28 protein-coding genes are annotated in these 26198 nt (G+C 72.1%); 12 read left to right on the plus strand and 16 right to left on the minus strand.

Annotation, left to right across the window (positions count from 1 at the left end; all coding sequences use genetic code 11):
* Positions 1 to 134: 134 nt before the first annotated feature.
* On the minus strand, positions 135 to 926 hold the full coding sequence (locus tag BUB75_RS37605; RefSeq protein ID WP_073264418.1) for an SGNH/GDSL hydrolase family protein: 792 nt from the start codon (positions 924 to 926) through the stop codon (positions 135 to 137).
* 223 nt (positions 927 to 1149) lie between these two features.
* Between BUB75_RS37605 and BUB75_RS37610 the strand changes: the two genes are divergently transcribed.
* Together BUB75_RS37610 and BUB75_RS37615 are read left to right on the plus strand one after the other, a co-directional pair.
* A complete protein-coding gene (locus BUB75_RS37610; RefSeq protein WP_073264547.1) occupies positions 1150 to 1878 on the plus strand; it encodes a maleylpyruvate isomerase N-terminal domain-containing protein in 729 nt (242 codons plus the stop codon).
* A 261-nt stretch (positions 1879 to 2139) separates the two neighbouring features.
* Positions 2140 to 2373: a DUF397 domain-containing protein gene (locus BUB75_RS37615; RefSeq protein ID WP_073264420.1), complete on the plus strand. Its 234-nt coding sequence runs from the start codon at positions 2140 to 2142 to the stop codon at positions 2371 to 2373.
* An 18-nt stretch (positions 2374 to 2391) separates the two neighbouring features.
* Here BUB75_RS37615 and BUB75_RS37620 read toward each other — a convergent pair whose 3' ends face one another.
* Complete coding sequence (locus tag BUB75_RS37620; RefSeq protein WP_073264421.1) at positions 2392 to 3273, minus strand: helix-turn-helix domain-containing protein; 882 nt, start codon at positions 3271 to 3273, stop codon at positions 2392 to 2394.
* 664 nt (positions 3274 to 3937) lie between these two features.
* Here BUB75_RS37620 and BUB75_RS46760 point away from each other — a divergent pair.
* Entirely contained in the window at positions 3938 to 4078 is a 141-nt protein-coding gene (locus tag BUB75_RS46760; protein ID WP_178380089.1) for a hypothetical protein, read from the plus strand.
* Between the two features lie 6 nt (positions 4079 to 4084).
* On the opposite strand, the gene BUB75_RS37625 is transcribed toward BUB75_RS46760, so the two are convergent.
* Genes BUB75_RS37625 through BUB75_RS37635 form a run of 3 tightly spaced genes read right to left on the minus strand, consistent with a single transcriptional unit; the run spans position 4085 to position 8134 of the window.
* The gene (locus BUB75_RS37625; RefSeq protein ID WP_084742198.1) at positions 4085 to 5524 is read right to left on the minus strand and encodes an RNB domain-containing ribonuclease; all 1440 of its coding nucleotides are present in this window, start codon (positions 5522 to 5524) and stop codon (positions 4085 to 4087) included.
* A gap of 30 nt (positions 5525 to 5554) precedes the next feature.
* The gene (locus tag BUB75_RS37630) at positions 5555 to 7552 is read right to left on the minus strand and encodes a hypothetical protein (RefSeq protein WP_073264423.1); all 1998 of its coding nucleotides are present in this window, start codon (positions 7550 to 7552) and stop codon (positions 5555 to 5557) included.
* Positions 7553 to 7591: 39 nt separating this feature from the next.
* The gene (locus tag BUB75_RS37635) at positions 7592 to 8134 is read right to left on the minus strand and encodes a dihydrofolate reductase family protein (protein ID WP_073264425.1); all 543 of its coding nucleotides are present in this window, start codon (positions 8132 to 8134) and stop codon (positions 7592 to 7594) included.
* 123 nt (positions 8135 to 8257) lie between these two features.
* Here BUB75_RS37635 and BUB75_RS37640 point away from each other — a divergent pair, with 123 nt between their 5' ends.
* On the plus strand, positions 8258 to 8926 hold the full coding sequence (locus tag BUB75_RS37640; RefSeq protein ID WP_073264427.1) for a hypothetical protein: 669 nt from the start codon (positions 8258 to 8260) through the stop codon (positions 8924 to 8926).
* A gap of 72 nt (positions 8927 to 8998) precedes the next feature.
* Here the strand turns inward: BUB75_RS37640 and BUB75_RS37645 are convergent, their stop codons facing one another.
* Both BUB75_RS37645 and BUB75_RS37650 read right to left on the minus strand, forming a co-directional pair.
* Positions 8999 to 9751 carry an SDR family oxidoreductase gene (locus BUB75_RS37645; RefSeq protein ID WP_073264429.1) on the minus strand — a complete coding sequence of 251 codons (753 nt, stop codon included), beginning with the start codon at positions 9749 to 9751 and terminating at the stop codon, positions 8999 to 9001.
* Positions 9752 to 9779: 28 nt separating this feature from the next.
* The gene (locus tag BUB75_RS37650) at positions 9780 to 10652 is read right to left on the minus strand and encodes an endonuclease/exonuclease/phosphatase family protein (protein ID WP_073264431.1); all 873 of its coding nucleotides are present in this window, start codon (positions 10650 to 10652) and stop codon (positions 9780 to 9782) included.
* Between the two features lie 73 nt (positions 10653 to 10725).
* Between BUB75_RS37650 and BUB75_RS37655 the strand changes: the two genes are divergently transcribed.
* Entirely contained in the window at positions 10726 to 10917 is a 192-nt protein-coding gene (locus BUB75_RS37655; RefSeq protein WP_143175668.1) for a hypothetical protein, read from the plus strand.
* Here the strand turns inward: BUB75_RS37655 and BUB75_RS37660 are convergent.
* A complete protein-coding gene (locus BUB75_RS37660; protein WP_178380090.1) occupies positions 10863 to 13208 on the minus strand; it encodes an NACHT domain-containing protein in 2346 nt (781 codons plus the stop codon). The genes BUB75_RS37655 and BUB75_RS37660 overlap by 55 nt on opposite strands.
* A 109-nt stretch (positions 13209 to 13317) precedes the next feature.
* Here BUB75_RS37660 and BUB75_RS37665 point away from each other — a divergent pair, with 109 nt between their 5' ends.
* The gene (locus tag BUB75_RS37665; RefSeq protein WP_073264436.1) at positions 13318 to 13791 is read left to right on the plus strand and encodes a VOC family protein; all 474 of its coding nucleotides are present in this window, start codon (positions 13318 to 13320) and stop codon (positions 13789 to 13791) included.
* Here the strand turns inward: BUB75_RS37665 and BUB75_RS37670 are convergent.
* The gene (locus BUB75_RS37670; RefSeq protein ID WP_084742200.1) at positions 13788 to 14567 is read right to left on the minus strand and encodes a sigma 54 modulation/S30EA ribosomal C-terminal domain-containing protein; all 780 of its coding nucleotides are present in this window, start codon (positions 14565 to 14567) and stop codon (positions 13788 to 13790) included. The two genes, BUB75_RS37665 and BUB75_RS37670, sit on opposite strands and share 4 nt — an antisense overlap.
* A 76-nt stretch (positions 14568 to 14643) precedes the next feature.
* A complete protein-coding gene (locus BUB75_RS37675) occupies positions 14644 to 15045 on the minus strand; it encodes a DUF6314 family protein (protein WP_073264440.1) in 402 nt (133 codons plus the stop codon).
* 60 nt (positions 15046 to 15105) lie between these two features.
* Between BUB75_RS37675 and BUB75_RS37680 the strand changes: the two genes are divergently transcribed.
* Together BUB75_RS37680 and BUB75_RS37685 are read left to right on the plus strand one after the other, a co-directional pair.
* A complete protein-coding gene (locus BUB75_RS37680; RefSeq protein ID WP_073264442.1) occupies positions 15106 to 15549 on the plus strand; it encodes a DMP19 family protein in 444 nt (147 codons plus the stop codon).
* 382 nt (positions 15550 to 15931) lie between these two features.
* On the plus strand, positions 15932 to 16336 hold the full coding sequence (locus BUB75_RS37685; RefSeq protein WP_143175669.1) for a hypothetical protein: 405 nt from the start codon (positions 15932 to 15934) through the stop codon (positions 16334 to 16336).
* Position 16337: 1 nt separating this feature from the next.
* Here BUB75_RS37685 and BUB75_RS37690 read toward each other — a convergent pair whose 3' ends face one another.
* Positions 16338 to 17129: a class I SAM-dependent methyltransferase gene (locus tag BUB75_RS37690; protein WP_073264446.1), complete on the minus strand. Its 792-nt coding sequence runs from the start codon at positions 17127 to 17129 to the stop codon at positions 16338 to 16340.
* Between the two features lie 124 nt (positions 17130 to 17253).
* Between BUB75_RS37690 and BUB75_RS37695 the strand changes: the two genes are divergently transcribed.
* Positions 17254 to 17835, plus strand: a complete 582-nt coding sequence (locus BUB75_RS37695; protein WP_073264448.1) for a dihydrofolate reductase family protein — start codon at positions 17254 to 17256, stop codon at positions 17833 to 17835.
* Here BUB75_RS37695 and BUB75_RS37700 read toward each other — a convergent pair.
* Positions 17832 to 18614: an IclR family transcriptional regulator gene (locus BUB75_RS37700; RefSeq protein WP_073264450.1), complete on the minus strand. Its 783-nt coding sequence runs from the start codon at positions 18612 to 18614 to the stop codon at positions 17832 to 17834. The genes BUB75_RS37695 and BUB75_RS37700 overlap by 4 nt on opposite strands.
* Positions 18615 to 18719: 105 nt before the next feature.
* On the opposite strand from BUB75_RS37700, the gene BUB75_RS37705 reads away from it, so the two are divergent.
* The 3 genes from BUB75_RS37705 (at position 18720) to BUB75_RS37715 (ending at position 21309) form a co-directional block, all read left to right on the plus strand.
* Positions 18720 to 19616: an alpha/beta fold hydrolase gene (locus tag BUB75_RS37705; RefSeq protein WP_073264451.1), complete on the plus strand. Its 897-nt coding sequence runs from the start codon at positions 18720 to 18722 to the stop codon at positions 19614 to 19616.
* Positions 19617 to 19678: 62 nt separating this feature from the next.
* Positions 19679 to 20179, plus strand: a complete 501-nt coding sequence (locus BUB75_RS37710) for a SigE family RNA polymerase sigma factor (RefSeq protein WP_073264453.1) — start codon at positions 19679 to 19681, stop codon at positions 20177 to 20179.
* The gene (locus BUB75_RS37715; protein ID WP_073264455.1) at positions 20176 to 21309 is read left to right on the plus strand and encodes a hypothetical protein; all 1134 of its coding nucleotides are present in this window, start codon (positions 20176 to 20178) and stop codon (positions 21307 to 21309) included. The genes BUB75_RS37710 and BUB75_RS37715 overlap by 4 nt, the downstream gene beginning before the upstream one ends.
* Here the strand turns inward: BUB75_RS37715 and BUB75_RS37720 are convergent.
* Genes BUB75_RS37720 through BUB75_RS37735 form a run of 4 tightly spaced genes read right to left on the minus strand, consistent with a single transcriptional unit; the run spans position 21306 to position 26197 of the window.
* Positions 21306 to 22916: a thiamine pyrophosphate-binding protein gene (locus BUB75_RS37720; protein ID WP_073264457.1), complete on the minus strand. Its 1611-nt coding sequence runs from the start codon at positions 22914 to 22916 to the stop codon at positions 21306 to 21308. The two genes, BUB75_RS37715 and BUB75_RS37720, sit on opposite strands and share 4 nt — an antisense overlap.
* Complete coding sequence (locus BUB75_RS37725) at positions 22913 to 23686, minus strand: cyclase family protein (protein ID WP_073264551.1); 774 nt, start codon at positions 23684 to 23686, stop codon at positions 22913 to 22915. The genes BUB75_RS37720 and BUB75_RS37725 overlap by 4 nt, the downstream gene beginning before the upstream one ends.
* Positions 23687 to 23717: 31 nt before the next feature.
* On the minus strand, positions 23718 to 24752 hold the full coding sequence (locus BUB75_RS37730) for a hemolysin family protein (RefSeq protein ID WP_073264458.1): 1035 nt from the start codon (positions 24750 to 24752) through the stop codon (positions 23718 to 23720).
* Positions 24749 to 26197, minus strand: coding sequence for a hemolysin family protein (locus BUB75_RS37735; RefSeq protein WP_073264460.1), 1449 nt, complete (start codon positions 26195 to 26197; stop codon positions 24749 to 24751). Before BUB75_RS37735 ends, BUB75_RS37730 begins: the two co-directional genes overlap by 4 nt.
* Position 26198: the final 1 nt, after the last annotated feature.

Genomic DNA, 26198 nt, shown 5'->3' on the forward strand with positions numbered 1-26198 from the left:
GCGGCAGGGGCGACGCGGCGTCCTCATTCGGCGGGGGTGAGCGACGCGGGCCACCCCCTCCGGGATGGCCGCCTCATCGAGCAGAATGACGCCATCGGGTCGCTGGGCGAGCCCGGCGACCCGATGGATCTCACTCAGCCGATGACCGATCGGACGAGCGGCGTGTAGCCACTCGCGTAGCCGGCGCGGCTCGGGTGGTAACTGTCGCCCGGCGGGATCGTCACCCAGCCGTTCGTGTAGCGGGTGGAGGAGCAGACGTCGTGCCCCACCCAGTACGGGTTGGGGTCGGCGTACCGGAACCCGGCCGCCGCCGCCCGATCGCGGATCACGCCGTCGAGGTTGTCCACGAGCGCGTTGAGCGCGGACTGCTCAGCCAGCGTCGCGCCCGGCGCCGCCGCGCACGTGCGGTTCGCGAACGGTTTCGGATAACCGAGCACGACGACGGTCGCGTTCGGTGCCCGGGAGCGGATCGCCGCATACGTGGCGTCGAGCTTGCCCGGTAGCTGGTTGGCGATCTGCGCGTTCGACGACGCGATCGTCGACGCGCAGTTCGTCAGCGTGCACGAGATCACCAGGTTGGCGAACCCGATGTCGTTGCCGCCGATCGTGATCGTCACCCAGCGTGTCGACGCGCTGAGCGAACCGAGTTGGGAGTTCGTGACGTCGGTGGTGACCGCACCCTGGCAGGCGGCGAACGTCAACGTCGTATTCGGACGCTGCGCCGCGACCAGGTAGGGGTAGGCGTAGCTGTTGCGGCCGCACACGAGGCTCAAATTGGTGCTGCCGGCGCCGTTGCCCGCCGAGTACGAATCGCCGAGCGCGACGTACTGGTCGGGAGCGGCTGCGGCGGGCGAGACGCCCACGGTGGTTGACAACAGGATCGTCGCGCCGACGAGCAGCGCGAGCCGACGGAGGACACGGACCATGGCGGTTCCCCTCTTCGATGAGGCCGCCACGTCGACACGATCGCGCGATTCGGGTCGCCGAGGGGCAAATCGAGAGTCCGGCGCGCCTCCGCGATGCGTCAACGATTCGGGATCAATCCTGTGACCGGCGCACGATCCGGGTACCTCCGGTTGGTATCGGGCGCCTACTGGATCGGTCAGTCGTACAGTGGCCCGCATGGCAGAACCAGCGAAGATGCCCGCCATCGACTACCCGGCCGCGTTGCTCGCGGAAGACCGACGGTTCGCCGAGCACCTCCGGGGCGCTGACCTGGCCACGCCGGTGCCGACCTGCCCGGGCTGGACGCTCCAGCAACTGCTCCGCCACCTGGGCCGCGGGCACCGGTGGGCCGCGCAGATCGTCCGGGAGCAGCGGGACGCTCCGCTGGACCCGCGCAGCGTCGAGGGTGGCAAGCCACCGGCCGACCCGGACGGGGCGCTCGAGTGGGTCGCGGACAGCGGCGGGGTGCTGCTCGACGCGGTAGTCGCCACCGGCCACGATGCCCCGGTGTGGACGTTCGTCGGCCCGCGCCCCGCCGCCTGGTGGATCCGGCGGCGACTGCACGAGTCGACCGTCCACCGTGCCGACGCTGCGATCGCGCTGGGCGTCGACTACGAGATCGCGCCGGAGCTGGCCGTGGACGGCGTCGGCGAGTGGATCGGGCTGATCGAGGCCGGGGGCGCCCAGCCGCTGGAATCCGGCGCGAGCCTGCACCTGCACGCGACCGACACCGACGCCGAGTGGACGCTGCGCGGCACGCCGGACGGGTTGCTCGTCGAACCGGTACACGCGAAGGCCACCACCGCACTCCGCGGGCCGGCGCGCGACCTGCTGCTGGCGCTGAGCCGCCGACGCGCGGTCGCGGAGACCGGGGTCGAGGTGTTCGGCGACGAGTCGGTCTGGAGCGCCTGGCTGGACCGTACCCCGTTCTAAGTCGGCAAGGGGGCGACGCTACCTGCGCACCCGCCCCACCTGCAATCCGCTCTGTGCTCTTTAATGGTCACGGAGCGGAACCGACGCGCCGGGCAGCGGACTCCGTAAGCCCACCATCGGGCACCGCCGCCGAGGAAGGACCACGGCCACAAAGCGTCACGATCCGACTACATCGCGCGAGGCGCCGGATCCCTGTCCCAGGCCCTCCCGTAGTTATTGGTCGGCGGATTCCATGCCCCCGAAGAGGAAGAGCTTCAACCGTTGCGCGCGCAGACCACTCAGCAGCCGTACAGCGACATCGACGTTGTGAACAGCCCTCGCTGGCTTCGCAGCTCGTATTGCGTTGATGGCGACTGCATCGAGATTTCCGCTAGGGACGGCGTGGTCATGTTGCGCGACAGCAAGGCGGGCTCGCACCTCACGATGACCCACCCGCAGTTCACCGCCTTTCTGCGCTTCGTCGGCGGCTTGCGCATGGGTACGCCGCTGAACTGATCGGCGGCGGTTGCCTGTCTACGACCGGGGCAGCCGGGCGAGCGCGGCCTCCAAGGTTGCCATCGTCGCGTCGAGATCGCCCGCCCGCTCCTCGAGGTCACGATGGTCGTCCAGCCAGACGCTCGGCCGCAGGGTCGTGTTCGCCGCCGCGCGTTCGGAAATGACGAGCTCACCCCGGGGATCCTCGATATACAACACCAGGTCCTCGAGCGTCCGGCTGCCCCGGTCGCCGACCTCCAGCACGACGTACGGGTCGCGCCAACGGGGGTGCAGACCGGCACTGAACGGGACGATCCGCAGCGTGACGTTCGGCTCTTGGGCGTGCGTCATCAGGCGCTTGAGCTGCCCCCGCATGACGCCGTTCTCGCCGATGTGATAACTGATCGCGGCTTCGCTCAGCAGGAAGAAGAACGCCGGCCCGTCCGACCGTTCCAACAGTTCCTGTCGCCGCATCCGCAATTTCACCAACGCGTCCACGGTGACTCGATCGTGCCGTGCTCGCCAACCGGTGACCGCGGCCGCGTAATCATCGGTCTGCAGCAGACCGGGAACGGCCAACGGCTGGAAGCTGCGAATAGCTAGCGCGGATTCTTCGTACGCCACGAACGCATAGAATTCCGGCGATACCAGGTGGCGGTACTCCCCCCATCCCGAATGCCGACGGGCGGCCCGACTATCGGTCACGAGGGCTTCGATTTCGTCTGCGTCGGCGACCGCGTAAAACCTGAGAAGCGCGACGAGATCACTCTTCCCCACCCCCACCGATCCCGTTTCGATTCGATTGACCTTCGACTTCGACCACTCCATTGCGGCCATGACATCGGCCTGGGACTTTCCGGCGGCTTCGCGTAATCGGCGCAGCTTCTCCCCCACCTGGCGCCGACGGATGATCGGGTCCATGGGCCCATTCCCCTCCCTAGGCGGTAGCGTCGCCGGGGCCGGCCAAAACAGCGACGTCGCAGGTTGCTCCGTGTCTCAGATTACCGGGATCCAGTGACCTACAGGATGCGCGACATCACCAAGAGTCCGCTCGGCGGGCGACTTTCGCGCTTCAGATCGGCGGCTGAACCAGCCGAGGCTGCTGCCGTTCGCGAACGCCTGGAGTACTGACACCACTGGGACCGCCGAGGCGGAAGAACGGGGTGGGATCGGAGTTCCTCTACGACCGTTCCACAATCCATCGGAGAGCGGTGCCGAAATTGCGACGGCGCAAGTCGACACGTCGCCGATTCGGTGGTCTAATCCTCTCAGGCGTACATCGCCAAGGGCCCTGATTCGTGGTCTTACTGCTGGACCGGTCAGGGAGGCAGCCCTCCGTTGCAGCCGGGGGGCTGCTCTATGAGCGGCTTCTCACGCGTTCATTCACGTTCACTGAATCGCTACTTCTTGCGATTTTCCGATTCGATGCCGACTCTTGAATCGGAGTTCTCTCCCGGAGCGCTGCACCGGCTTTCTGCCGGGCTCCGACATCCCTGATACCGGTCCAGCAGAAAGCGGAACGATGTGCACTGATCTCTCGCCGCGGAGAAATGAGATTCCTGCGGCCGTCGTCATCGTCATTGTGTTGTTGTTCGTCGTCGCGATGCAGAGCGTCGTCACCCCCGATACGTCGGCGGTGTCGGCGGTCGCGGCCGTCGCCAGCTCCGTGGCGCTCGTCCTCGAGACCGTCCTACGGCTCATCACCGCTCCCTGGGAACCGAAATAGCCGGGCTCAGGCGCGGGCGAACCGGACGCGGCGGGTGGTCGGGTCGGCATCGAGCAGACGCACACGCAGACGCTCACCGGCCCGCAACCCCGGTCCCGCACAGCGCGCCCACACCGGCGGATCGTCCAGGGCGACGGTGCCGCTCTTTCCCTCGCCCGCGACGTCGACCACCGCGGCGTCGAACTGCTCGCCGACCCGGTCGGCGAGTAGCACCGCCTCGGTGAGGTCGACGACGGCCCGTTCGAACTCGTTCGCGCGGCGGGTCGCGGCGGCCATCACCGCGGGCAGGCCCGGCAGCGCCGCGTGGACCCACTCGGGCACCGGAGTTCCGGCGTGTATCGCGAGGCAGATCTCGGTCGCGTACCGGTCGGCCAACCGGCGCAGCGGCGCGGTGACGTGCGCGTACGGCGCGCCGACGCCGGCGTGGAAAGCCTGCTCGGGCGCTCCGTCGGTGAATGGTGTGTAGCCGGAGCCGCGCAGGAGTGCGGCGGCCAGGTCGAGGAACGCCGCGCCGCGAGGGTCAGCCGGATCGACGCTCGCCACTACCCTGCCCGGTGTCGCGTCCGCGGGCCAGTCGACGCCCAGGCTCGGGGCGATCGTCCGCAGCCGCTCGACGTCCTCCGGCGCGGCGGGTGGCAGCGTTCGCAGCAGTCCGATCCCGGCGTCGAGCATCAGTGCGGCCGCGCACTCACCGGTCAGCAGCGACACCTGCGCGTTGTGCCGCTCGGCCGCGGCCTGCGCCCGCAGCACCAGCTTCCAGCCGCCGTCGTCGGTGCGTTCGATGTCCTGTTCGGGGACGTCGAGCTCGATGCCGCCGCGGGCCAGCACCCGTTCGGCCCGGACCGCGCCGAACGCCGCCAACGCGGTCAGCGCTTCCGGGCGCGCGCCAGCCTCTACCTCCGGGTAGGACAGCTGTGCCGTGCTGCGCACGGTGGCCCGTTCGATTCGGACGTCACGCGGCGTAGCGTCGGCGTCGGTACGGATGGTCCAGACCACGGCGGGGCTGACCTGACCGGGAAGCAGGCTGGCCGCGCCCTCGCTGAGCACCGGCGGGTGCAGCGGGATCCGGCCGTCGGGCAGGTACAGCGTGACGCCGCGCGCGGTGGACTCCCGGTCGAGCGCGCTGCCCGGGCGCACGAACGCGGCGACGTCGGCGATCGCGTACCGCAGCAGGAAACCGTCGCCGTCGGGAACCAGGTGCAAGGCCTGGTCGAGGTCGCGTGACCCTGGCGGGTCGACGGTGACGAACGGGACGTCGGTGAGGTCGATCCGCGGGTGGTCGGCCGGTGGGGCGGCGGCTTCGGCGAGTGCTTCCGCGCTGAAGTCCGGTGGGGTGCCGAGTTCGGTGCGGATCGCTCCGAAGTCGATCTCCGGTGCCCACAACCGCCGGGCCGGGATGCCCGGCACGGGTCGGGCGGTGCCGTCGGGCTCAGCCTGCGTCGCCATCGGCCGCACGCTATCAGCCCGCGCCGCCGGTCACTCGCCGCGACGTGCGTCGGTGCGCCGGTCCCCAGGCCGCTGCTCGTCCGCGGCACGGCCATCCGGACGCCGGGCGGCGCCCGGCCGCTCGGCGTCGGGGCCCTCGGCGCCCGGCCGCTCGGCGTCGGGGCGCCGGTCATCCGGACGGGCGGCGTCGGGGCGCTTGGGGGTGGGCCGGCGGAAGAGGCGGTCGCCGGCCGCCTGCAGGAGCCGGTCGCGCACCAGCACGAGGAACGCGACGACGAGCGCCCCGAGCAGCAGCGGCAGCACCTGCCCCTGCCCCAGCCGGTAGGCGGAGTGGCCGACGCCGCTCTGCAGGATCCACGGCAGCAGCACCGACCGCAGCTCGGTCGGGCCGGTGACGGCGATCGTGGTCTCCTCCTCGTCGTCGGCCAGGCGGTCGACGACGCCGGTCGGCGCCGGGTAGGTGGCGACGACCATTTTGCGCGGCGCGATCAGCGTGAACGTGGAGCCCTCGTCCGGCACCAGCCGGATCGAGTCGCGGACCGTCACCTCCGGTACCTCGATCGACGTCGTCGCGGGGCGGAGGGTCGGGCTGGCCGCGAGCGCGGACCGCTCCCGGACGAACGTGACCGCGCCGTCGGCGGCGGGCTCCTCGCTCCAGTCGTCGTCGGCCAGTCCGGCCCGCAGGTACTGCCACCGGAGCCCGCCGGTGCGCAGCTCAAGGTCGGGGCAGCCGCGCGCGAGGCAGTCGACCGCCCGGACGTCGACGCCGAGCTCCGCCGCGACCGTGGTCGCCGCGACCCGCAGGATAGTGACGATCACGCGCAGGTCGTCGTCGACGGTGGAGGTCGCGCGGGCTTCGGGCCCGGGGTCCCTGATCGCGGCCAGCGCCGCAGTGAGCGTCGTATCGAGCCCGGCGCGGAGTTCCCGATCGTCGGCGAGGGCGGGGTGCAGGGTGATCCGGTCCTCGATCCGCCAGATGCCCTGCCGTAACGACGCGGTGCCCGCGTAGCTGACCGCGACCCGGCGGTCGGGGCCGATGCCGGACGCCGGGTCGCCGCGCTCGTCGGCGAACATCGTGCCGAGCGCGGCGGTGATGACGGTCAACATCACAACGACCCCGGCGAGCGCCAGCCGAGCCCCCCGCGCCGAACGACGCATCCCCGCCGCCGACGCGCCGGCCGCCGCCCCGCCGGAAGCCGCGGCCCCGGACGGTGGCGCCGCGGACGGCGGCGCCCCGCCGGAAGGCGGCGCCCCGCCGGAAACCGGCACCGCGGACGTGCTCTCTCGGAACCGGGGCACCAGCGACGCGGCGAGGGCGACCGCTCCCCCGGCTAGCGACCCCCCGGCCACCAGCACCGTCACGTCGTCGACCCCGCCGGGCTCCTGCAGCGACCGCCACCCGACCCACAGCACGCCGGCCGTGGCCGCCACCAGACCCCACCACCGTCCGATCGCCACCACCGCACCGCTGCCCACCGCCAACCCCGCAGCGGCGCCCACAACGAGCACCGCGACGACGGCGTCCAGCGCGACGCCGTCCGACGACCACCGCCGCTCGACCAGCGTGTCCAGCGCGATCCCCCACGCCGCCACCCACCCTCCGGCGAGCAGCACCGCGCCGATCGTCGCGGGCCTCCCCCGCTGCCTGCCCTCGTCCACCACGAGCGTGACGAGCGGTGTGACTGCTCCCACCAGCAGCAGTGTCGAGGCTGCCGCGACGAATCCCGCGTTCGGCGTCGCGTCCCAATCGTCCGGAACCAGTAGTAGCGCGAGCCAGACCACCGCCAGCGCCACCACCATGGCCGGCAGAACGACCACCATCCAGCGCGCCGCGAGGCGCGCATCCCGCCGGACCACGACGGCGGCGGCGCCGATCAGAACGCCGACGACCGCGGTGGCCCACGGTTCGCGCGCGGAGAGCACGGCGATCGCGACGGCGGTGACGGCGACCGCTGTCACGACCAGGGCGAGGCGGACGCGCGGCGTCCAGCGCGCGCGTTCGGTCGCCGCCTCGGGGCTCCCCGCCATCCGGCCATCATGCTCGCCGGCCGGCCCCGGGAGTAGCCCCTACGGGCGGTACGTGAGCAGGACGAGCCGGTCGTCGAGCACTGTCGTCCCGGCCAGCCGCATCCCGGCGCGCGGGTAGCGGAGGTAGGCGGGCTCGCGGCCGTCCGTGCCGAGCGTGAGCGGGAAGACCATCAGGCGTAGCTGGTCGACCAGCCCGAGCGTGAGCAGGCTCCGCACCAGCGTGAGGCTGCCGATCGTCCGCACCGGGCCGGTGGAGTCCCGCTTGAGCGCCGCGATCCCCTCGGCGAGGTCGCCGCTCAGGACCCGGGAGTTCGCCCAGTCGAGCGGTTCGCGGAGCCGACCGGAGACCACGACCTTGGGCAGGGCGGTCATCCGCAGGCTCGCGGGGTCGGTGGCCGCGGCGGACATGCCGGCCATCAACTCGAAGGTGACCCGTCCCATCAGGAGCGTGTGGGCGCGTTCGGATTCGGTGGTGATCCAGGCTTCGAGGTCGGGGCCGTGGTAGCCGAAGAACGGGCCGACGTCCTCGCCCGCGGCGAACCCGTCGACCGAGACGAACAGATCAGCGAGGAGCTCAGCCACGGGTCACCTCCGTCGCCTCGAGCGTACCGAGCGAAGCTGAGTGTTCTCTCATACTCCGGAACAGCGGGTGCGCTCGTCCGATAATCGCACCCGAGTACGGGGAGGAGTGACCTGACCACACCGATGGACCAGCAGAAACAGCCCTACCGGGTCGTCGACGCGCAGAACCAGGGATGGCGGCTGGCCACCGGCACCACCGGTGGGTACGCGCCCGATTTCGGGTTCACCCGCGGATTACCCGTCGCGGTCAGCTACGCCGAGCTCACGACGACCCGCGGCCCGATCCGGCCGGTGGTCCCGGTTCCCGACGCGGACCGGCGCGCGTTGTTGAGAGCGTTCCGGGACGCCGGGGACAGGGCCGCCGTTTCGTTGCTGATCGCGTTGGAACAGGTCCAGCGGCAGGCCACCGCACGCGCCGACTCCGACACCGCACGGCGGACGCTGGTCGCCGGCGCCGAGGAGTCCTGGGAAGCCGCCCACCTGACGATGCTGCTCGGCGGTGCGGCGGCCGGTACCGGGGGTGCGCGGTTCGATTCGGCGGCCGTTGGTGCGATCGCGCGCGTCCTCGGGGCGTGGGTCGCCGGGCACGACGTCTACGTGGAGGTCGCTCAGACCCTGTCCGCGGTGTTCGCCGACTATCTCGACGAGGACGTCGACGGGCACCCGCGGGGGTGGAGCCGCGCCGCGGACACGTCGCTCCAGCCGGGCTCGGCCGGTTTCGAGACCAACGGCGGTCTGCTGCTCTACAGCTGGCTCGCGTCCCGTTCCCGCCGCTCACGCCTGGTGCCCTGACGAGCGGCGCGGAGCGGCCGACGAACGCGGATCGAGCCTGTGAGAGCAGGACCGATCCGCGTTCGGCGAGCGTCAGCGCGCGGGCTGCTGCGCGGTCCACTCGGCGAGCGTCACCGTGCCGAGCACCGCGCCCTCGCCCGGAACCAGCGTGTCGTCCTCGACCGGCGACCCGAAGTACTCGGCCGCCTCGTCGGTAACGACCGTCCGCGGGTCCGAGCGCTGCGCCAGCACGGTCCGGACCAGCTCGTCCAGCCGGAACTTCTCCGGACCGCCCACCTCGACGATCCCCTTCACCGGCGTGCCGACGGCCACCTCCGCCAGGGCGGCGGACACGTCCGCCGCGGCGATCGGCTGGAACGACACCGGCGGCAGGTGGACGCCGTCCGCGCGTGTCCCGGAGTCCGCGATCCGCCCGATGAACTCGAAGAACTGCGTGGCGTGGACGATCGAGAACGGGATCGCCGACTCGCTGATCAGCTCCTCCTGCGCGATCTTGGCCCGCATGTAGCCGCTGGCCGACATCCGCTGCGTGCCGACGACCGAGAGCGCGACGTGGTGCCCCACACCGGCCGTGCCCTCGGCGTCCAGCAGGTTGCGGGTGGAGGTCTGGAAGAACTCCAGGACCGCGGCGTCGTCGAACGAGGGCGAGTTGGAGACGTCGACCACGACGTCGGCGCCGGTTAGCACCTCGGCCAGCCCTTCGCCGGTCAACGTGTTGACCCCGCTGTTCGGGGAGGCCGGAACGGCCTCGTGTCCCTGGGCGGTCAGGATGGCCACCAGCTTCGAGCCGATCAGTCCGGTGCCGCCGATGACGACGATCTTCATGGTGTGTCCTTCCCGAGGGTGTTGTTCACTAGCTAGGACCGGACACCTCGCCGGTTTGTGACAGCGCGATCCGCACGGTGAGGCCGACGTGGTCGGTGGCCCAAATCTTCGTGCCGGCGGCCGTCGTCAACTGCTCGGCGAACAGCGTCTCGGAGTCCAGCACCGGAAACCGGGTCTCGTCGCCGGAGAGCAGGACGTAGTCGATCCGGTGACCGGTCGCGCCCGCGGGGAGGAAGGCCGGGTGGTAGGTCGCGATGTCGCGCCCGGCGAACGGATCGCGCCAGGCCCCGTCGTCGGTGATCAGCGTGTAGAGCGCCGAGTCGGACGCGATGTTGAAGTCACCGCTGACGACCGTCAGCTCGGTCTCCGGCGTGCGGGCGCCGCCCATGAATTCGTGCAGGACGACGAGCTGGTCGCGGTGGAACACGAAGTACCGGTTGCCGGGCGACCAGTCGCCGTCCTTGTTCGCGGTCAGGTGCACGTTGCCGACGACCACGCCCCACCCGGTGATCGGGACGCTGAGCATGCCCTGCCGCCTGGCGTTGATCGCGCGCTGGGCCCGGAACGCGATGCTGCTGGTGCGCGGCGCGGTGCCGCCGAACGAACGGAAACGCGGTTCGCCGAGCGGGTGCCGGGAGAACGTGACGAGGCCGCCCGCCGGCCCGCCGTGCACCGCCCGCTGCCAGGCCACGAACGGGAACGACGGCAGGTGGTTGCGGAGCGTCGCCAGCGACCGGCCGCCCCAGACTTCCTGCAGGTTGAACACGTCGAGGTTCGACGCCTCGATCCGCTTGCCGATCTCGGCGGCGCGGTCCTCGAGCGGTGGGAGGCGGGAGAGCACCGGCGGCAGTCCGCAGACGTTGAGGGTGGCGAGGCGGAGGGTCGCCGGTCGTGGGGACATGCGGTCCAGCGTCGCACCTGAATTCCACCCTGCGGACGAGTGGCCTGCAACCGTAACCGCGCAGGTTGGAAGCGTGGTGTGCTCCTGTTGCGGTGAGTGGGCGATCGAGCCGGTGGTGCTCGACGGCGTCCCCCGGCTGCGGCTGTCCTGCCGCGGGTACCTCGTGGGGTACTACACGGCGCCGGAGACGATCGCGGCCGAACTCCGGCGTCAGGGCGGCCCGGACCTGGCCGACTTCCGTGGCGTCCAGGCGTCGGCGAGGTAGTTCCGCAGCAGGTCGTGGCGGAACTGATACGCCGAGCCCGCCGACCGGAGCACCCCGGCCGCGTAGGCCTGGCGGAGGAAACGCATCAGGCGCCACGGCAAGCGCCCGGAGGCGGCCAGCCAGAGCCGCGCCACCAGGTACGGCGGCCAGGGCGAGCCCGAGCCGAACACGACGAGCGTCGCCGCGCTCAACGCGATTCCGGCCGCGGTCGGCCGGTCCCCGGAGAGGAGCCAGACAGTGAGTCCGAGGTAGGCGGCGACGACCAGCGCCGCGACCAGCAGCCACCGCCGCTCCGTCCGCACGAGTTGCTCCGGCGAGGCCGTGGCATCCCCCTCGTCCGGGGCGGACGTCAACCATCGGGCCAGGCCGACCGGGAGCCCGACCACGGTGCCGACCAGTATGAGTTCAACGATCATCAGGGCGTTGAACTCGTAATCGCCGAAGAGTAGGGACACGGCCAGGACGGCGGCCCCCAGCATCAGCCCGACCGAGAGACCGACAGCGAGGCTGGGAGCCAGATCCCGCAGCCGTGGCCCCCGGGAGCGCACCACCGAGCGCCGCGCTGCGCTCAGCACGTTCATCAGCAGCAGGACCGCGGAGAATCCGACGACCCAGCCGGCCATCACGTCCGCGCCGTCACCGCCGTCCCAGACGCGCGAGGGCCAGGCGAGCAGGTAGCCCGCGGCGGACGGGGCGGCGACCAGCAGCCCGAGCAGGACGATCGCGACGACCAGCAGGACGGCGGCGAGCGAGAGTGCGGCAGTGCCGCAGTCGCGCAGGAACCCGGTGAGGACGGCGGGAACGAACCGCCGACGGGGCGCCGCCACCGGTGCGTGGGCCGTCGCCGCCGCGCGCCGGCCGAGCACCACTGCGGTGGTCAACGCCGTCGCGGACAGACCGAGGACGGCGTCGATCAGGAGGGATCGGGTCGTGTCGTACGAAGTAATCGGGAAGTACACGAGAAGGCCGAGACCGAGCGCGGTCGGCGGAAGCACGGTCAGCGCCACCGCGGCGGTGAGTAACGGCCGGGGCAACGCGCGGGCCAGCCACCACCACTCGAGGTCGGGGTCCCGGAGGCGGTCACGGGAGTGGTGGGCCAGGAACGCGAGCCAGCGTTCGACGTCGGCCCGCTCGTGAGCGTCCGGATAGAGCGCGGGAAGGAACTGCGTGAGCAGGTGCGTCTGGATCGCCGTCGCGGAATCGAACTCGGTGAGTTCTTCGGGCCTGCTGGACGACCGCTGGTAGACCCGCCGCGCCAGGCCGATCATCAGCGGCGTCGAGAGCGCCTCGGCCAGCGGCCCGTCGGGCGCTGCCCGCATCGCGTCCAGCACCGGTTCCCAGCGCCGGCTGCTCGTGGTCTCGCGTTCGGTCAGATAGATGGCCGCGTCCTCGACGGCGATCGGCTCGATCTCCACGACCGCGGCACGGGACAGCGCTCCGGCCTCCCCGACGACCTGTTCGAACTCCGCGCTCCGGCACGTCAGCACGAACCACGCACCGACGCCGACCGCCTCGTCCAGCCGCTTCAGCGCCTCCGCCCGCCACGCCGCCGGCATCTCGTCCAAGCCGTCGATCACCGGAATCACCCGCCGCTCGGCGAGCGCGTCGGTCAGCTCCTCGCCCGCACGGTCGAGTTGGGGGTACTCGAACCCGATGCGGTGGGCGGCCCACGTGAGCGCGGGCCGGGCGGGGTTCCAGGCCGACGCGGACAGCACGACCGGCACGTAGCCGTCCGACGGCTGTGATTCGACGGCGGCGAGGACGAACAGGACGACCAGGCTGGTCTTGCCCGCCCCCGGTTCGCCGAGGATCACCAGCGGGCGCCCCGGGCTCCGGTCGAACGCCTCGGTGAGCGCGGCTGCCGCCGGCCGGTGATCGTCCAGATCCTGAACCAGGTGACCTTCGTACTCCGACGCCGCCGGCCCCCCTTGAACCGGCCGGGCCGTCGGCTGCCACCGCAGCCGCACCGGCCTCGGCTGCCGGAGTTGCCGGGCCGCTGCCTCGGCAGACCACTGTGTGCGCACCAGGCGCCGCAGGAGCGGGAGCACCTCGGTCGCGGCGGTCGGCGTGCGGACGGACTTGACCGCGCGCGACGCCAGCGGCGTCGCCGCCACCGCGTAGGCCAGGACGACCGAGAGCGCCGACGTCCAGTCGCCGATGCTGAGCGACTTGTCGTGTCCCACCACGACGATCGACATCACGATCAGGACGAAGCCGCCCGCAGCCACCGTAAGAGCCGCGATCGCACCCCACCGTCCGCGTCGATGCGCGCGGTGACGATCGGCTTCCATCACGTCATGTTCCCGGCCCGAACCGGCCCTCGCTAGCCCCTGGGCCGGGGGTATCGCGCCGGACGCACAGCGCGCGATCATGGGGGCCGCCGACGAGGGGGGATCACCGATGGCACACGACGAGGCACCGGCCCTGGCGGGTGTTCACCACCTGAAACTCCCGGTGTCCGATCTGGCCCGATCACGTGCCTGGTACGAGAGCCGCCTCGGTTACGAGCTGCAGACCGAGTTCGTCGAGCAGGGCACGCTGATGGGCGTCGGGCTCAGCCATCCGAACGGCGGGCCGAGCCTCGCGCTACGACTCGACCCGGAACGGGCGGCCGCGGCGGCCGGCTTCGACTACTTCGCGATCGGTGTGCCCGACCGCGAGACGATCGAGCAACTCGGTGAGCGGCTGACCGCGCTCGGCGAGGACCACGCCGGGGTGCACCGGGCCGGCCTCGGCTGGATCCTCCCGCTGCTGCACGACCCCGACGGCCACGAGGTGCGGTTCTACACCCAGCAGCACCACACGCAGACCGAACGCGGAGAGGTCCGCCGCTTCGACGATCCCCGGGAAACCGCCGAGCGGGCCGAGCGTTAGGCCAGCGTCACGACGCCGTAGTCCCCGTCCCGTCGGACGTACAGCACGGTGCCGCGGCCGGTCGCCACGTCGGTGAAGAACACGAACGGCTGCTCGCTGCGCGCCAGCCGCACGGCGGCCACCTCGACGCTCAGCCGCAGCGCGGGGTCCCCGGCGATCGACACCGGGGTCGACGGGCGGGCACCCAGCGGTTGCCGCCGTGCCTGTACGAGCCGGTAGCCGGTCGGCCCGGCTCGGTGGAGCAGCGTGTCCTCGCCGGTTCCGACGTCCCGGAACAGCTCGAAGTTGCGGTCCAGCAGGTCGAGCACGGCGATCGCCTCGTCGATCGTGCAGCCGCCGGACACCACGCCCGGCACCCGGATCCGCGGTGCGGCCGGCAGGCCCGCGGTCGGCGGTCGGCGGTGCGCGTCCTCGCGGCGGTTTCGGTCGAGGCGCTCGAACGCCGCGGTGAGCTCCTGCCGGAGCTCGTCCAACCCCTCGTACGGGGTTCTCGCAGTCGTGTGGACGCGAACCCGCGTGCCGTTCACGTTGACGGTCGCGTAGGACGCCACGGGGCGAGGCAGCGCCGGGTCGGCGTACCGCACGATCCGCAGGTCGGCCCGCAGGATCGGGTCTCGCCGGTGACCGATCGCGGCGCGCACCGCGGCCCGGGCGTACCCCGCGACGTCGGAGGGGAGCTGGCCGCCGAGCGTGACCCCGACCGCGTACCCGCGCTCGGGCGCCGGCGTCGCTGGGCGCGTCTCGGCCCGCACGACCGCGACGTCACGAGTTGTCATCGTCGACCACCTTCACCGTCCGAGTCTCCCGGCATCTTGCCTGCTCAGGATCATCGACGCGGTGCGGCGCGCCGGTTTAGTGGCGGGTGAAGCGGGTGATCAGACGCTGGTCCTTCGCCGGACCGTGGACATCCCAGAGCGTCCGCAGGCGGGTGCCGTCGCGGTCGAGCGCCACCAGTCCCCGGTAGGTGTCCGCGCCGCACGGGTGCACCACCGGCGAACCCGGGCGCCACGGGTGGAACGGCCGTCCGTCGTCGAAGAACATCCACCACTCGCCGTTGAGCGGCCGCAGCAGCGACACCCTGGTGACCGGGTACCGCCCGCCCTGCCAGTGCAGGACGCCGCTCTCGGCGAGCCGGACGCCGTCCCCGTCGGCGGTGACGACCAGCTCGCCGGTCACCGAACCGTAGGAGTCGGCCGTTCGGTCGACGACCCTGCGGGCCAGCGTCCACGCCCCGACCAGCCCGAACGGATCCACCCGCCCACCGTACCCAGCCGCAGCGGATCGCCTCGATCGACGCGATGGCATGATCGGTCGGTGACGGTGGACTGGCGACGGCTCAGCGAGATGCCGTCCGCTACCCAGCAAAAGGTCCTGTTGACGGAACTGCAGGTCTTGACCTCGGAGCTGTCCATAGAGCAACAGACCGAACTGCTCGCCGCGCTCCCACCGCCACTGCGGGTGCTGTTTCTTCTGGACTGGCTGGACTTCGAAATCGCCCAAGGCTCCTTGGTCGCCTATTTCACCAACTCGCACGGTCGGCACGCCGAACAGGCCCTCGAGGCGCTGTGGGAGATCGGCGCGACGCGGATGGCGGAAGCCCTGTCCGAGGCGATTCAGACCTCTGCCGATCCGCCGGACGCGGCGAGGCTCATCGAGCTGACTGACCGGTACGAGGACGCAGCAGATCAGGACGCTTGGGGCGACAAGCTCGAAACCTATCTACGCCGAACGATCGCCGCCGAGGCCGCGCGCCGATAAGCGTGGAGCAATCCGTCTATCGGCTCAGAGGCGACGGAGCAAGGCGACTGAAGTGCATGCGGGCGCCCCGGCGGAACGGGTGGCCGGCTGGCGCTGGTTGAGGTCTTCGGCGCCCTGCCGGATGACCCGCCGGTAGACGGCGACCGGCCGCGGGAGGGGACGCTGCCTGCGTCGAACAGGGACCGGTATCGTATTCCCCCTGCGGTCGATTCATGCCGGTCGGAGCCGCGATGGTAAATGCGGGCTTCGCCGAGGAGGTCACGCGCCCCACCTCCACCGGTACGGAGTGCCGCAGCAAGGGGGCCTCGCTGCGTTGCGCTCAGTGCCGCGACCCCTGGATAGCGCACGCAGGCATGGGAACTGGGTCGAGGGGACACGATCGATGCGAGCAGTGGCGGCGATGGTCGCGCATTCAGCCCACGTGGAAGCCGGGCTGTTGTACGTGGAGGGGGCGGGCTGGGAGTGGGCCAAGCTTCCCGGGCTGCCTGCTACGCACAACGTGACGTTCGCCGCCGTATTCGGTGTGGAGCCCGACGAGGTCGACCGGACCCCGCTGATCCGCATCGAGATCGAGGGGCCGACGAAGGCGCTGGGCCACGTCGACCACCCATTCACCGCGAACACGATTCACCAGATTCCGGGCACGCCGATCCACGAGCCCCGAGTCATCGAGCTGACCGACATCACGTTCGTCGAATGGGGACTGCACCGCCTGACCGTGCTGCGCCTCGAGGGGGACGAACGCCAGGAGCTCGCCGTCGTCGAGTTCGCGATCGTCCAGGCCTGAGCTAACCGACGGTTGCCACGGTCAGCACGTGTGAGCTGATCCCGAGCATTGACTCGTCCCGCTCGACGGTGCGCAGCGCCGCCAGCAGGTGCGCGGTGCGCTCGTCGTCGTCCAGCCACCCGTCGGCGTCCGCGAACAGCCAGGCCGCGCTCTCCAGCGCGTAACGGGTGGCGCCGGCCAGCCCGGCCTCGGCGAACTCCGCAGTGATCTCGTCGGCGTGGTGAAAGTAGGCGAGCGTGAAGAGGTCCCGGCCTTGCGGGTCGTACACGCCGGTTGCGACTTCCTCGTCGATGAACGCGCGGATTTCGGGCTGCAGGTAGCGGCCCCGGCGCAGCGCGTCGAAGAGTCCCACGTGCCGGGAGATCGTCGCGGCGGCCACGACACCGCCGGGTGCGGTGACCCGGACGGCCTCGCGGAGCGCCGCCAGCCGATCCGCACGGTCGGTCAGGTGGTACAGCGGGCCGAGCAGGAGCGTGGCCTGGTACGTGGCGTCGGGCTCGTCCAGCCGCCGCGCGTCGCCGCGGACGGCGTCCACGCCGGGAATCGTCGCGGCGTGAGCCACGTGCAACGGGACCGGATCCACCACACGGACGTGGTAGCCGTCGGCGGTGAGCCAGCGTGCGTGCGCGCCGGTGGCGCCGCCGACGTCGAGTATGCGCGCCGGTGCCTGCGGCAGGACGCGCCGCAGGACGTCGCGGGTACGGAGGAATTCCAGTCTGCCGTTGGCGAGGTCGAGCCGGTTCAGCTCGCCGCCCTGCTCGTAGTACGCCCGGATCGGCGCGGACAGCTCCATGGATCCATGCTCACCGGGCCACCAAGCCGATTTCTCGGTCGATGTCGTACCCGGCTGCGCTCCTTCGTGGTGAGGACAGCAGGCGCGGCGCCCGTGCCACGCCAGTGAGGAGAGGAGTTGGCCCATGGCCACGTCCGTGCTGTTCATGTCGATGTCGCTCGACGGGTACATCGCCGGTCCGAACGACGAACCGGCCAATCCTGGCGGTGACGGCTTCATGCGGCTGCATGCGTGGAGCTACACCCTGGCCGGGGAGTTCGCCCGGCCGCCCGGTCCGGCCGGCGCGGTGATCGACGAGATGAACGCGGTCGGTGCGGTCCTGTCCGGCCGGCGCACAGCCGAGCAGTCCGGCCACTGGAACGGCGACCACGGCGGCGTGCCCATTCTCGTGGTGAGCCACCGGCCGGCGGACCCGTCGGTCTCGAGGTACCCGCTGGTGAGCTATGTGACCGACGGGATCGCCGACGCGATGGCACGGGCGAAGGACGCCGCCGGCGACAAGGACGTCCTCGTGCACGGCGCCTACACCGCGCAGCGGGCGCTGGCGGCCGGTGTCCTGGACGAGTTGCAGATCCACCAGATCCCGGTGCTCTTCGGCGGCGGCCGGCGGCTGTTCGAGGTGTTGCCGTCACGACTCGAACTCGACGTCGTGCGGGTCATCGACACACCGGAGGCCACCCACCTCCGCTACCGCGTCCGCCGTTAGCGGTGGGTGCGCTGCAGTTCGCGGCCGAGTGCGGCGGCGGCGACCATCAGCACGGCGGCGAGCTGCCGCACGGTCGCCGCCGAGGCGGTGACCTGATCCGAGGTCGGTTCGCCCGGACCGCCTGCGACCACGGCGAGCGACGCCAGCGTCGTCCGCACCGGCCCGGGGACGCCGACCGCGACCGACCAGGTGCCCGGCGTCGCCTCCCCGGAGCTGAACGCGTACCCGCGGGCCCGGACGTCGGCCAGGTCACGGCGGATCGCCGCCGGATCGGTGAGCGTCCGTGGCGTCAGCCGCTCCGGCGCGCCGAGGACGGCGTCGACCACGGCCGCGGGCGCCGCCGCGAGCAACGCCTTGCCCGCCGCGGTCGCGTGCAGCGGCAGCCGACGCCCGACCCGGCTCTCCAGCGGCACCGACGCGCTGCTCCAGATCCGCTCGATGTACAGCGAGTGCGTTCCGTCCCGGATCGCCAGGTGCACGTTCTCGCCGGTGGCGCGGTGGACGTCCTCGAGGAACGGCATCGCGATCTCCCGCAGCTCACCGTGGATCGGGGCGAGCAGCGCGAGCTGCCAGATCCGCCGCCCGACGACGTAGGCGCCGTCCGGCTCGCGGTCGACCGCGCCCCACTGTTCGAGCTCGGCGACCAGCCGGTGAGCGGTGCTCAGCGGTAATCCGCTGCGCCGGGCCATCGCGGACAGGCGGAGCCGCGGGTGGTCGGTGTCGAACGCACCGAGCAGGCGCAGCGCGCGGGTGGTGACGGCCCGCTCGGCCGCGCTCACGAGCGCGGCACCGTTCCGGCGCTGGTCATGAGGGCATACTCCCAGGTCCACAGCCCGAAGCGGCAAGCGCCCGCCCCGAGTGCGCGAGACGCCTACGCTCGAACGGTGGACGAATTCGGGTTCCTGACCGAGGTCGCGGACGAGCTCGGCTTACCGCACGACCGCATCCCGCGGGTCACCCGCACCGCGGTGGAGGTCTCCCCCGGCCGCGAGGTCAGCGTGCTGCGCTGGGGCACGGGCCCGCCGGAGCTGATCTTCCTGCACGGCGGTGGCCAGAACGCGCACACCTGGGACCTGGTCGCGCTGCACCTCGGCCGCCCGGCGATCGCGATCGACCTACCCGGCCACGGGCACTCGTCGTGGCGCGACGACCGGGACTACGGACCGGCGCGGAACGCGGTCGCGGTCGCGGTGGTGGCCGAGCGGCTGGCGCCCGATGCGAGGGCGGTGGTGGGGATGTCGCTCGGCGGGCTCACCACGGTCCGGCTGGCGGCGGCCCGCCCCGACCTGGTGCGGCGCGCGGTGATCGTGGACGCGACGCCCGGCTCGCCGGAGGCGTTCACCCGGATGACCGACCGGCAGCGGGGCGCGGTGGCGCTGACCCGCGGTCCGCGGACCTTTGCGACGCTCGACGAGGTGGTGGACGCCGCGGTGGCCGCGTCGCCACGGCGTCCGGCCACGGCGGTCCGGCGGGGCGTCGTCCACAACACGAAGCAGCTGGCCGATGGCCGGTGGACGTGGCGCTACGACCGCTTCGTCGGCGATCTCACCGACGCGAGCGCGGTGCTCTGGGAGGACCTGGCGTCGCTGACGATGCCGACGATGCTGGTGCGCGGCGCGGAGTCCGGGTTCGTGTCCGAGGCGGACGTCGCCGAGGCGCGGCGGCGGCTGCCGGCCCTGCGGGTCGAGGTGGTGGCGGGCGCCGGACACGCGGTGCAGAGCGACTGCCCGGTGCAGCTCGCCGACCTGATCCGCGCGTTCGTCCCGAATTTGCAGCTCTAGGCTCCTCCACGAAACCCGCTCCCGCCGCGTCTACATGGGGACGGCGGACGAGAGGGGCCTGAGTGTCGACCACGGGGTTCGACGAGTACGTCGCTGCGCGCGGCACCGCGCTGCTGCGGTTCGCGTACTTGCTGACCGGCGACTACCACCTCGCCGAGGACGTCCTCCAGGAAGCGCTGGCGAAGGTGCACGGGCGGTGGTCGAGGATCGCCGACGCCGAGCGTCCCACCGCGTACGTGCAGAAGGCGATCCTGCGGCAGTACCTGTCCTGGCGGCGGCGCCGGTCGTCGACCGAGACGCCGGTGGCGGCGGCGCCCGAGGCGTTCGCACCGGGCAGCGACCACGCCGAGGAGTTCGCGCAGCGTGACTCGCTCTGGCACGCGCTGGAGGAGTTACCGCGCCAGCAGCGCGCGGTCCTCGTGCTGCGGTTCTACGAGGACCTGGACGACGCCGAGATCAGCCGCCTGGTCGGGTGCTCGGTGACGACCGTACGCAGCCACGCCAGCCGGGGTCTGGCCCGGCTGCGCGCCACGATCACGCCCGTGCGAGGGGAGGCCCGATGAACGAGATCGACGCCCTGATGCGGACGATGCTGGCGGAGCGAGCCCACGATGTCCCCGAGGCGCCCGGGCTGCTCGACGGTGTCCACCGCACGGTACGGCGCCACCGCACTCGGAGGCGGGCCGTCGCGAGCCTCGCCGTCGCCCTCGTGATGCTGATCGCGGCCTCCGTGGCCTGGTCGGTGGAGCGCGACGACGACCGCCTGGTCCCCACCGAGCGCCCGAGCGCCTCCCCGAGCGCCACCGCTTCGCCCTCGCCGAAGGGCCTCACCGCACCGGCCTCGCCGGTCAGCCTCGGCCGACTCCCGGACGGGTTCTCCTCTCGTCCCACCGTGACGCTGGACTCCGTCCGCAGCTGGACGCTCACCACCACCAGGGTCAGCCCCCCGGCGACGGTGGAGGTGCAGGTGAGCACCGTCGAGCTGACGGAGCGAACCAACCAGGGATCCTGGAGGCAGTACGCGACCACCCGGACGATCGACCTCGCCGGGACTCCGGCCACGCTCTCGGTCGTCCCGCACCGACCGGACTGGCCGGACGCCGAGCACCAGAGCTACTGGGGCGCGTACTCCGAGCTGACGTTCGCGCGCCGTCCCGGACAGTGGGTCCGCATCGAGGCGTACCGGGGGGATGACAGCAGCGCCGACCCCGCGGTGACCGAGGCCGACCTCCGCACGATCGCCGGCGGACTCGTCGACCGCCCGACGCCGGTGGAGGACCTGTTGCGCTTCCCCGCGTTGCCGGCGGGCCTCACGTTCGGCAGCCTCGAGCACTCCTCCGATGCCGCCGGGGTGCAGCTGGTCGATCCCGCCTCACCCGCCGCCTCCACCAACCGGCCGTACGGAGGCATGCAGTGGGATCTGCCGCGGGCTCCGATCGTCGTCGTGGCCGGAGGCGGGGACACCGCCGCGCAGAGCGTCGGCGCGAACACCGACATCCATACCGCGCTGACCGTCGACGGACGAACCGTGCAGAGCTACCGGTCGGGTTATCCGAAGCGCCAGGTCTTGAGCGTGTCGCTCGGCGAGGGCCGGTCGATCGCGGTGTCCGCGGCGGACTCGCTCGGGCTCTCCACCGAGGAACTGGCGCGATTCCTGTTCGGGATCACGCCCGGCCCCGATCTCCCGAACTAGTGGCCGCGGAACGCCTCGGCCAGCCACCAGGAACCGCCGTCGTTCGCGATCTTCGCGTCGAGCAGCAGCGCCGTACGCCGATCCCAGGAGCGCACCACGTCCAGGTCACCGACCGTGCGCACGGTGGCCGCCTGCAACCCGTACCCGCGGGCGATCGCCGCGATGTCGGTGTCCGGAAACGTCACCGCCGAGAGGTCCGCCTCGGCGCCGAAGTGGTGGATCTCGGCGCCGTACGCGGCGTCGTCGTACACCACGATCAGCAGCGGCAAGCCGAGCCGGGCCACGGTGTCCAGCTCGGCGGCGGCCATCAGCAGGCCACCGTCGCCGGTGCCGAGCACGGTGAGCCGGTCCGGGCGGGCCAGCGCGGCGCCGACCGCGGTGGCCAGCCCCAGCCCGATCGACTGGAACGCCTGGGTGAAGCAGAAACCCGCCTCGTCCGGCACGTTCCAGAATGCGGCCGGGTAGCCCATGAAGTTGCCGGAGTCCACCGCCACCGTGCGCTCCGCCGGGAGCAGCCGGTCCAGCTCCAGCGAGAGCTCGCGCGGGTCGATCCGGTCGGCGGTGGACAGGTCGAACGTGCCCCAGCCGGGACCTGCGGCCAGGCGCGCGGCCACCTCGGGCCTGCGGTACCCGGTCCGCGCGTCGACGGCGGCCAGGACAGCGGCGGCCGTCTCCCCCACGTCCCCGTGCACGCCCAGGTCGATGCGGCGGTTCGCTCCCAGGGCGTCCGCCTCGTCGTCGATCTGGATCAGGCGGGTGCCCTCACCGATCAACCGGCCGTGGCGCAGCGTCCACATCGTGAGTGAACAACCCCAGCCGACCAGCAGGTCGGCACCGCGGATCAGCTCGGCAGTGACCGGAGTGGAGAACCCGCCGGAGATCCCGAGGTCGAACGGGTCACCCGCGAACAGGCCGTTGGCCACCGCGGACGTGGCGAGCAGCGCACCGGTCCGCGCGGCGAGTTCCCGCAGAACCGGGCCGTGGCCGCGGGCGCCCCGGCCGCCGAGGAACACCGGCCGCTGCGCGGCGTCGAGCGCCGCGGTCAGCGCCTCGACGGCCGCGCCCCCCGGCCGCACGGGGACCGGGGCTGCCACGTCCGGTACGTCGCCGGGTTCTGCTTCGTGCCCCTGCACGTCCAACGGCAGGTTGAGGACGACGGTCCGCCGGCCATCGCGGGCAGTGCGCCAGGCCCGGACGACGTCCTCGACGACGGTGTCCGCGCCGTACACCCGCTCCGGCACCGCGCCGACGCTCGCGGCCAGCGCGTTCTGGTCGATGCGGAAGTTCGAGCGAACCGCCGACGCCGCGGTGTCCGCGGTGAGCACCAGCAGCGGCGTGCGGGACTTCGCCGCCTCGGTGATGCCGGTCATCGCGTTGGTCAGGCCGCAGCCCTGGTGCAGCGTGAGGACGCCGACGCGGCCGGACGTACGCGCGTAGGCGTCGGCCATCGTCGCGGCGCCACCCTCGTGGCGGGTCGCGACGAACTCGACCCCGGCGTTTGTCAGGGCGTTGGTGACGTGGAAGTTGCCGCTGCCGACGACGCCGAACGCGTGCCCGGCGCCGAGGCGGGCCACCAGCGTCCCGACGACCTCGGCAACGGTGCTCACTTCTCGACCAGCGCGAACACCCGGCTCGGGCTGCCGGTGCCGCCGACGATCGGCAGCGGGCTGACGACCAGCACCGCGCCGGTGGCGGGCAGCCGCTCCAGGTTGCGCAGCTGGGTCAGGCCGTAGCTGCCGGCCTCGAGCAGGTAGTGGTGGGCGGGGAACGGCGGCTCGAACCCGCCCGCGGCACCGGCGTCGATGCCGACGGTCTCGACGCCGAACCCGGCGATCGTGCGCTCGGACGCCAGCCACCGGGCCGCCTCCGCCGACGGGCCAGGGGTGTGCGGGCCGTTCTGGTCGGCGTTGAGGAACGCAGCGGCGTCGTCCTGGCGGGCGCTCCAGCCGGTCTGCAGCAGCAGCCAGGCGCCGTCCGGCACTCGGCCGTGGTGGGCCTCCCACGCCGTCACGTGCTCGGGTTCGAGCAGGAAGTCGGGGTTCGCGGCGACCTGCGCGCGGACGTCGATGACGACGACCGGTGCGACCAGCTTCGACGGCGGGATCACGTCGACGGTCTCGCCGTCGCGGCCGGTGATCCAGTGCGCGGGCGCGTCCAGGTGGGTGCCGGTGTGCTCGCCGGTGTGGATGTTGTTCCACCGCCAGGCCGGGCCCGCGTCGTCGAACGCGCTCACGGTCTCCAGGCTGAGCGGGATCGTGTTCGCGAACGGCGGCGGCAACTGCAGCACCGGCGTCGACGGGCTGAGCGGAGCGGTGAGGTCGACGACCTCGACGTCGGCGGATCCCAACGCGGCCACTAAAGCAGACAGAACAGACACGGGCTCCTCCACGGGACGGTTGGGTAGCACGCTACGCGTGGGCGCTGTCGTGGATTTCTCCTACCAGCTCCTCGAGCATGTCCTCGAGCGCTACCAGCGCGTCGCCGTCGGGCAGCTTCGCCAGGTGTGCCCCGCTGTGCCGCATCGCGGCGATGCCCTCCCGGAGCGTCGCGTCCGGGCGCACGGTGGGCAGTGGCCGGACGATGTCGTCCGGGATCGTCGCGGTGTACGGGACACCGTCGGTCACCGTGTCGATGACGACGTCCTTGAGGTGCAGGTAGCCGATCGGCGCGCCGTGCCCGTCGACGACCGGGAACCGCGAGTAGCCGGTGCGCGCGGCGAGGTCCTCGACCTGTTCGAGCGTCGCCGTGCGCTCGACGGTGACCAGCGACGTCAGCGGCAGCGCGACCCGCCCCACCGTGCGTTCGTCCAGCGTCAGGGCGCGGGTCAGCAGCGTGTGCTCGGCCGGCTCCAGCAACCCGGCCTTCCGGGACTCGGTGATCAGGTCGGCGACCTCGTCCCGGGTGAACGCGCTGGTGATCTCGTCCTTCGGCACGACACGCAGCAGCCGCAGCACCGCGTTGGCGATCGCGTTGAGCCCGACGATCACCGGCTTGAGCGCGATCACGACCGCGACCAGCGGTGGGGCGAGCAGCAGCGCGGCCCGGTCCGGGCCGGCCAGCGCGATGTTCTTCGGCACCATCTCGCCGATGACCACGTGCAGGCTGACGACGAGGAACAGCGCGATCGCGAACGCCACCGGGTGCAGCAGGTCGTCGGGCATGCCGAGGGCGGAGAACGGACGCTCGATCAGGTGGGCAATCGCCGGCTCGCCGACCGCACCGAGCGCCAGCGAGCAGACCGTGATGCCGAGCTGCGCACCGGCCATCATCAGCGAGACGTTCTCCATCGCCCGGAGCGTGATGCGGGCGGTGCGGGACCCGGCGGTGGCGCGCGGCTCGATCGTGGTGCGGCGTGCGGAGATCAGCGCGAACTCCGCCGCGACGAAGAACGCGTTCGCCAGCAGCAGGGCGACAGTGATCGCGACCCCGGCCCAGTCGCTCATCGCGTTTCCCGCTCTTCGTCGGAGGGCGTCCCGCCGGCGCTCGGGGCGTCGTCCGGGCCGGCCGCGCCGTCCGCCCCGGCGCCGTCCGCCCCGGCGCCGTCCGTCCGGTCGCCGTCCGGCGCGGGCGCGGCCGCGGCCGGCGATCCTGGCGGCTCGGTCGGGGACACCAGCAAGCGGTCGACGCGGCGACCGTCCAGCCGGTCCACCTCGATCCGGAAGCCCGTCTCGTCGTCGCCGTCGACCTCCACCGCGTCGCCCAGCCGGGGCAGGCGACCGAGCCGTACGGTCACGTACCCGCCGAGCGTGTCGTACTCCGGCCCGTCCGGCACCGGCAGCCCGGTCCGCTCGCGGATCTCGTCCGGCCGCAGCAGCCCGGAGAGCAGCCAGCTCCCGTCCGGGCGACGTCGCAGCCCGGCCGGCTGCGACCGGTCGTGCTCGTCGGCCACCTCGCCGACGATCTCCTCGATCAGGTCCTCGAGCGTGACGATGCCCTCGGTACCGCCGAACTCGTCGACGACGATCGCGACTTGCAGTCCTTCGCGGCGCAGCTGGGGCAGCAGGTCGTCGGCGGGCACCGTCGTCGGGATGAACACCGGCGCCCGCATCGCGGCCCGCACCGGCACCGTCGACCGCTGATCCCGCGCCACCGCCACCGCGTGCTTGGCGTGGACCACCCCGACGATGTCGTCGATGTCCTCCCCCACCACCGGGAACCGGGAGTGCCCGGTCCGTCCGGTCGCGGTCAGCACCGCGCGGACCGGCTGGTCCGCCCCGACCACGGTCAGGCGGCTCCGCGGCGTCATCACGTCCGCGGCGGTCAGCCGTCCCAGGCCGAGCGTGCGGCCGAGCAGCTGAGCGGTCTCGCCGGGCAGCGTCCCGAGCTGGGCGGACCGACGGACCAGCGACGCCAGCTCCTCCGGTGCCCGCGCCGACGACAGCTCCTCCTGCGGCTCGATGCCGAACCGGCGCAGGATCGCGTTCGCGATGCCGTTGAGCAGCCGGATCAGCGGCAGCATCGCCCGGGTGAACCCACGCTGCAGCGGCGCCACCGCGATCGCCGTCCCCAGCGGCCGGGCGATCGCGATGTTCTTCGGCACCAGCTCGCCGAACAGCATCGTGACCAGCGTCGAGAGGATCAGCGCGACCGCGACCGCCACGCCGGTGACCGCGGCGTCACCGAGACCGGCGGCGCCCAGCGGTCCCTCGAGCAGCGTCGCGATCGACGGCTCGGCGAGGAACCCGACCGCGAGGTTCGTGATCGTGATGCCGACCTGGGCCCCGGACAGCTGGGTCGAGAGCGTCCGGAGTGCGGCGTTCACGCCGGTGGCGCCGGCCCGCTCCACCGCACCGCGGTCCACGGTCACGAACGCGAACTCGGCGGCGACGAACACACCGCACGCCGCCACCAGCACGACACCCAGCAAGACCAGTAGCCACTCGGCCATG

Origin of the sequence: Cryptosporangium aurantiacum, assembly GCF_900143005.1 — a bacterium.
GTDB lineage: Bacteria > Actinomycetota > Actinomycetes > Mycobacteriales > Cryptosporangiaceae > Cryptosporangium > Cryptosporangium aurantiacum.

What these genes read in the sequence shown, in the direction of transcription:
- BUB75_RS37605 (WP_073264418.1), bottom strand. Translation starts at nt 926, where the DNA reads ATGGTCCGTGTCCTCCGTCGGCTCGCGCTGCTCGTCGGCGCGACGATC.
- BUB75_RS37620 (WP_073264421.1), bottom strand. Translation starts at nt 3,273, where the DNA reads ATGGACCCGATCATCCGTCGGCGCCAGGTGGGGGAGAAGCTGCGCCGA.
- BUB75_RS37625 (WP_084742198.1), bottom strand. Translation starts at nt 5,524, where the DNA reads ATGGCGACGCAGGCTGAGCCCGACGGCACCGCCCGACCCGTGCCGGGC.
- BUB75_RS37630 (WP_073264423.1), bottom strand. Translation starts at nt 7,552, where the DNA reads ATGGCGGGGAGCCCCGAGGCGGCGACCGAACGCGCGCGCTGGACGCCG.
- BUB75_RS37640 (WP_073264427.1), top strand. Translation starts at nt 8,258, where the DNA reads ATGGACCAGCAGAAACAGCCCTACCGGGTCGTCGACGCGCAGAACCAG.
- BUB75_RS37645 (WP_073264429.1), bottom strand. Translation starts at nt 9,751, where the DNA reads ATGAAGATCGTCGTCATCGGCGGCACCGGACTGATCGGCTCGAAGCTG.
- BUB75_RS37650 (WP_073264431.1), bottom strand. Translation starts at nt 10,652, where the DNA reads ATGTCCCCACGACCGGCGACCCTCCGCCTCGCCACCCTCAACGTCTGC.
- BUB75_RS37660 (WP_178380090.1), bottom strand. Translation starts at nt 13,208, where the DNA reads ATGGAAGCCGATCGTCACCGCGCGCATCGACGCGGACGGTGGGGTGCG.
- BUB75_RS37665 (WP_073264436.1), top strand. Translation starts at nt 13,318, where the DNA reads ATGGCACACGACGAGGCACCGGCCCTGGCGGGTGTTCACCACCTGAAA.
- BUB75_RS37670 (WP_084742200.1), bottom strand. Translation starts at nt 14,567, where the DNA reads ATGACAACTCGTGACGTCGCGGTCGTGCGGGCCGAGACGCGCCCAGCG.
- BUB75_RS37685 (WP_143175669.1), top strand. Translation starts at nt 15,932, where the DNA reads ATGCGAGCAGTGGCGGCGATGGTCGCGCATTCAGCCCACGTGGAAGCC.
- BUB75_RS37690 (WP_073264446.1), bottom strand. Translation starts at nt 17,129, where the DNA reads ATGGAGCTGTCCGCGCCGATCCGGGCGTACTACGAGCAGGGCGGCGAG.
- BUB75_RS37695 (WP_073264448.1), top strand. Translation starts at nt 17,254, where the DNA reads ATGGCCACGTCCGTGCTGTTCATGTCGATGTCGCTCGACGGGTACATC.
- BUB75_RS37715 (WP_073264455.1), top strand. Translation starts at nt 20,176, where the DNA reads ATGAACGAGATCGACGCCCTGATGCGGACGATGCTGGCGGAGCGAGCC.
- BUB75_RS37730 (WP_073264458.1), bottom strand. Translation starts at nt 24,752, where the DNA reads ATGAGCGACTGGGCCGGGGTCGCGATCACTGTCGCCCTGCTGCTGGCG.
- BUB75_RS37735 (WP_073264460.1), bottom strand. Translation starts at nt 26,197, where the DNA reads ATGGCCGAGTGGCTACTGGTCTTGCTGGGTGTCGTGCTGGTGGCGGCG.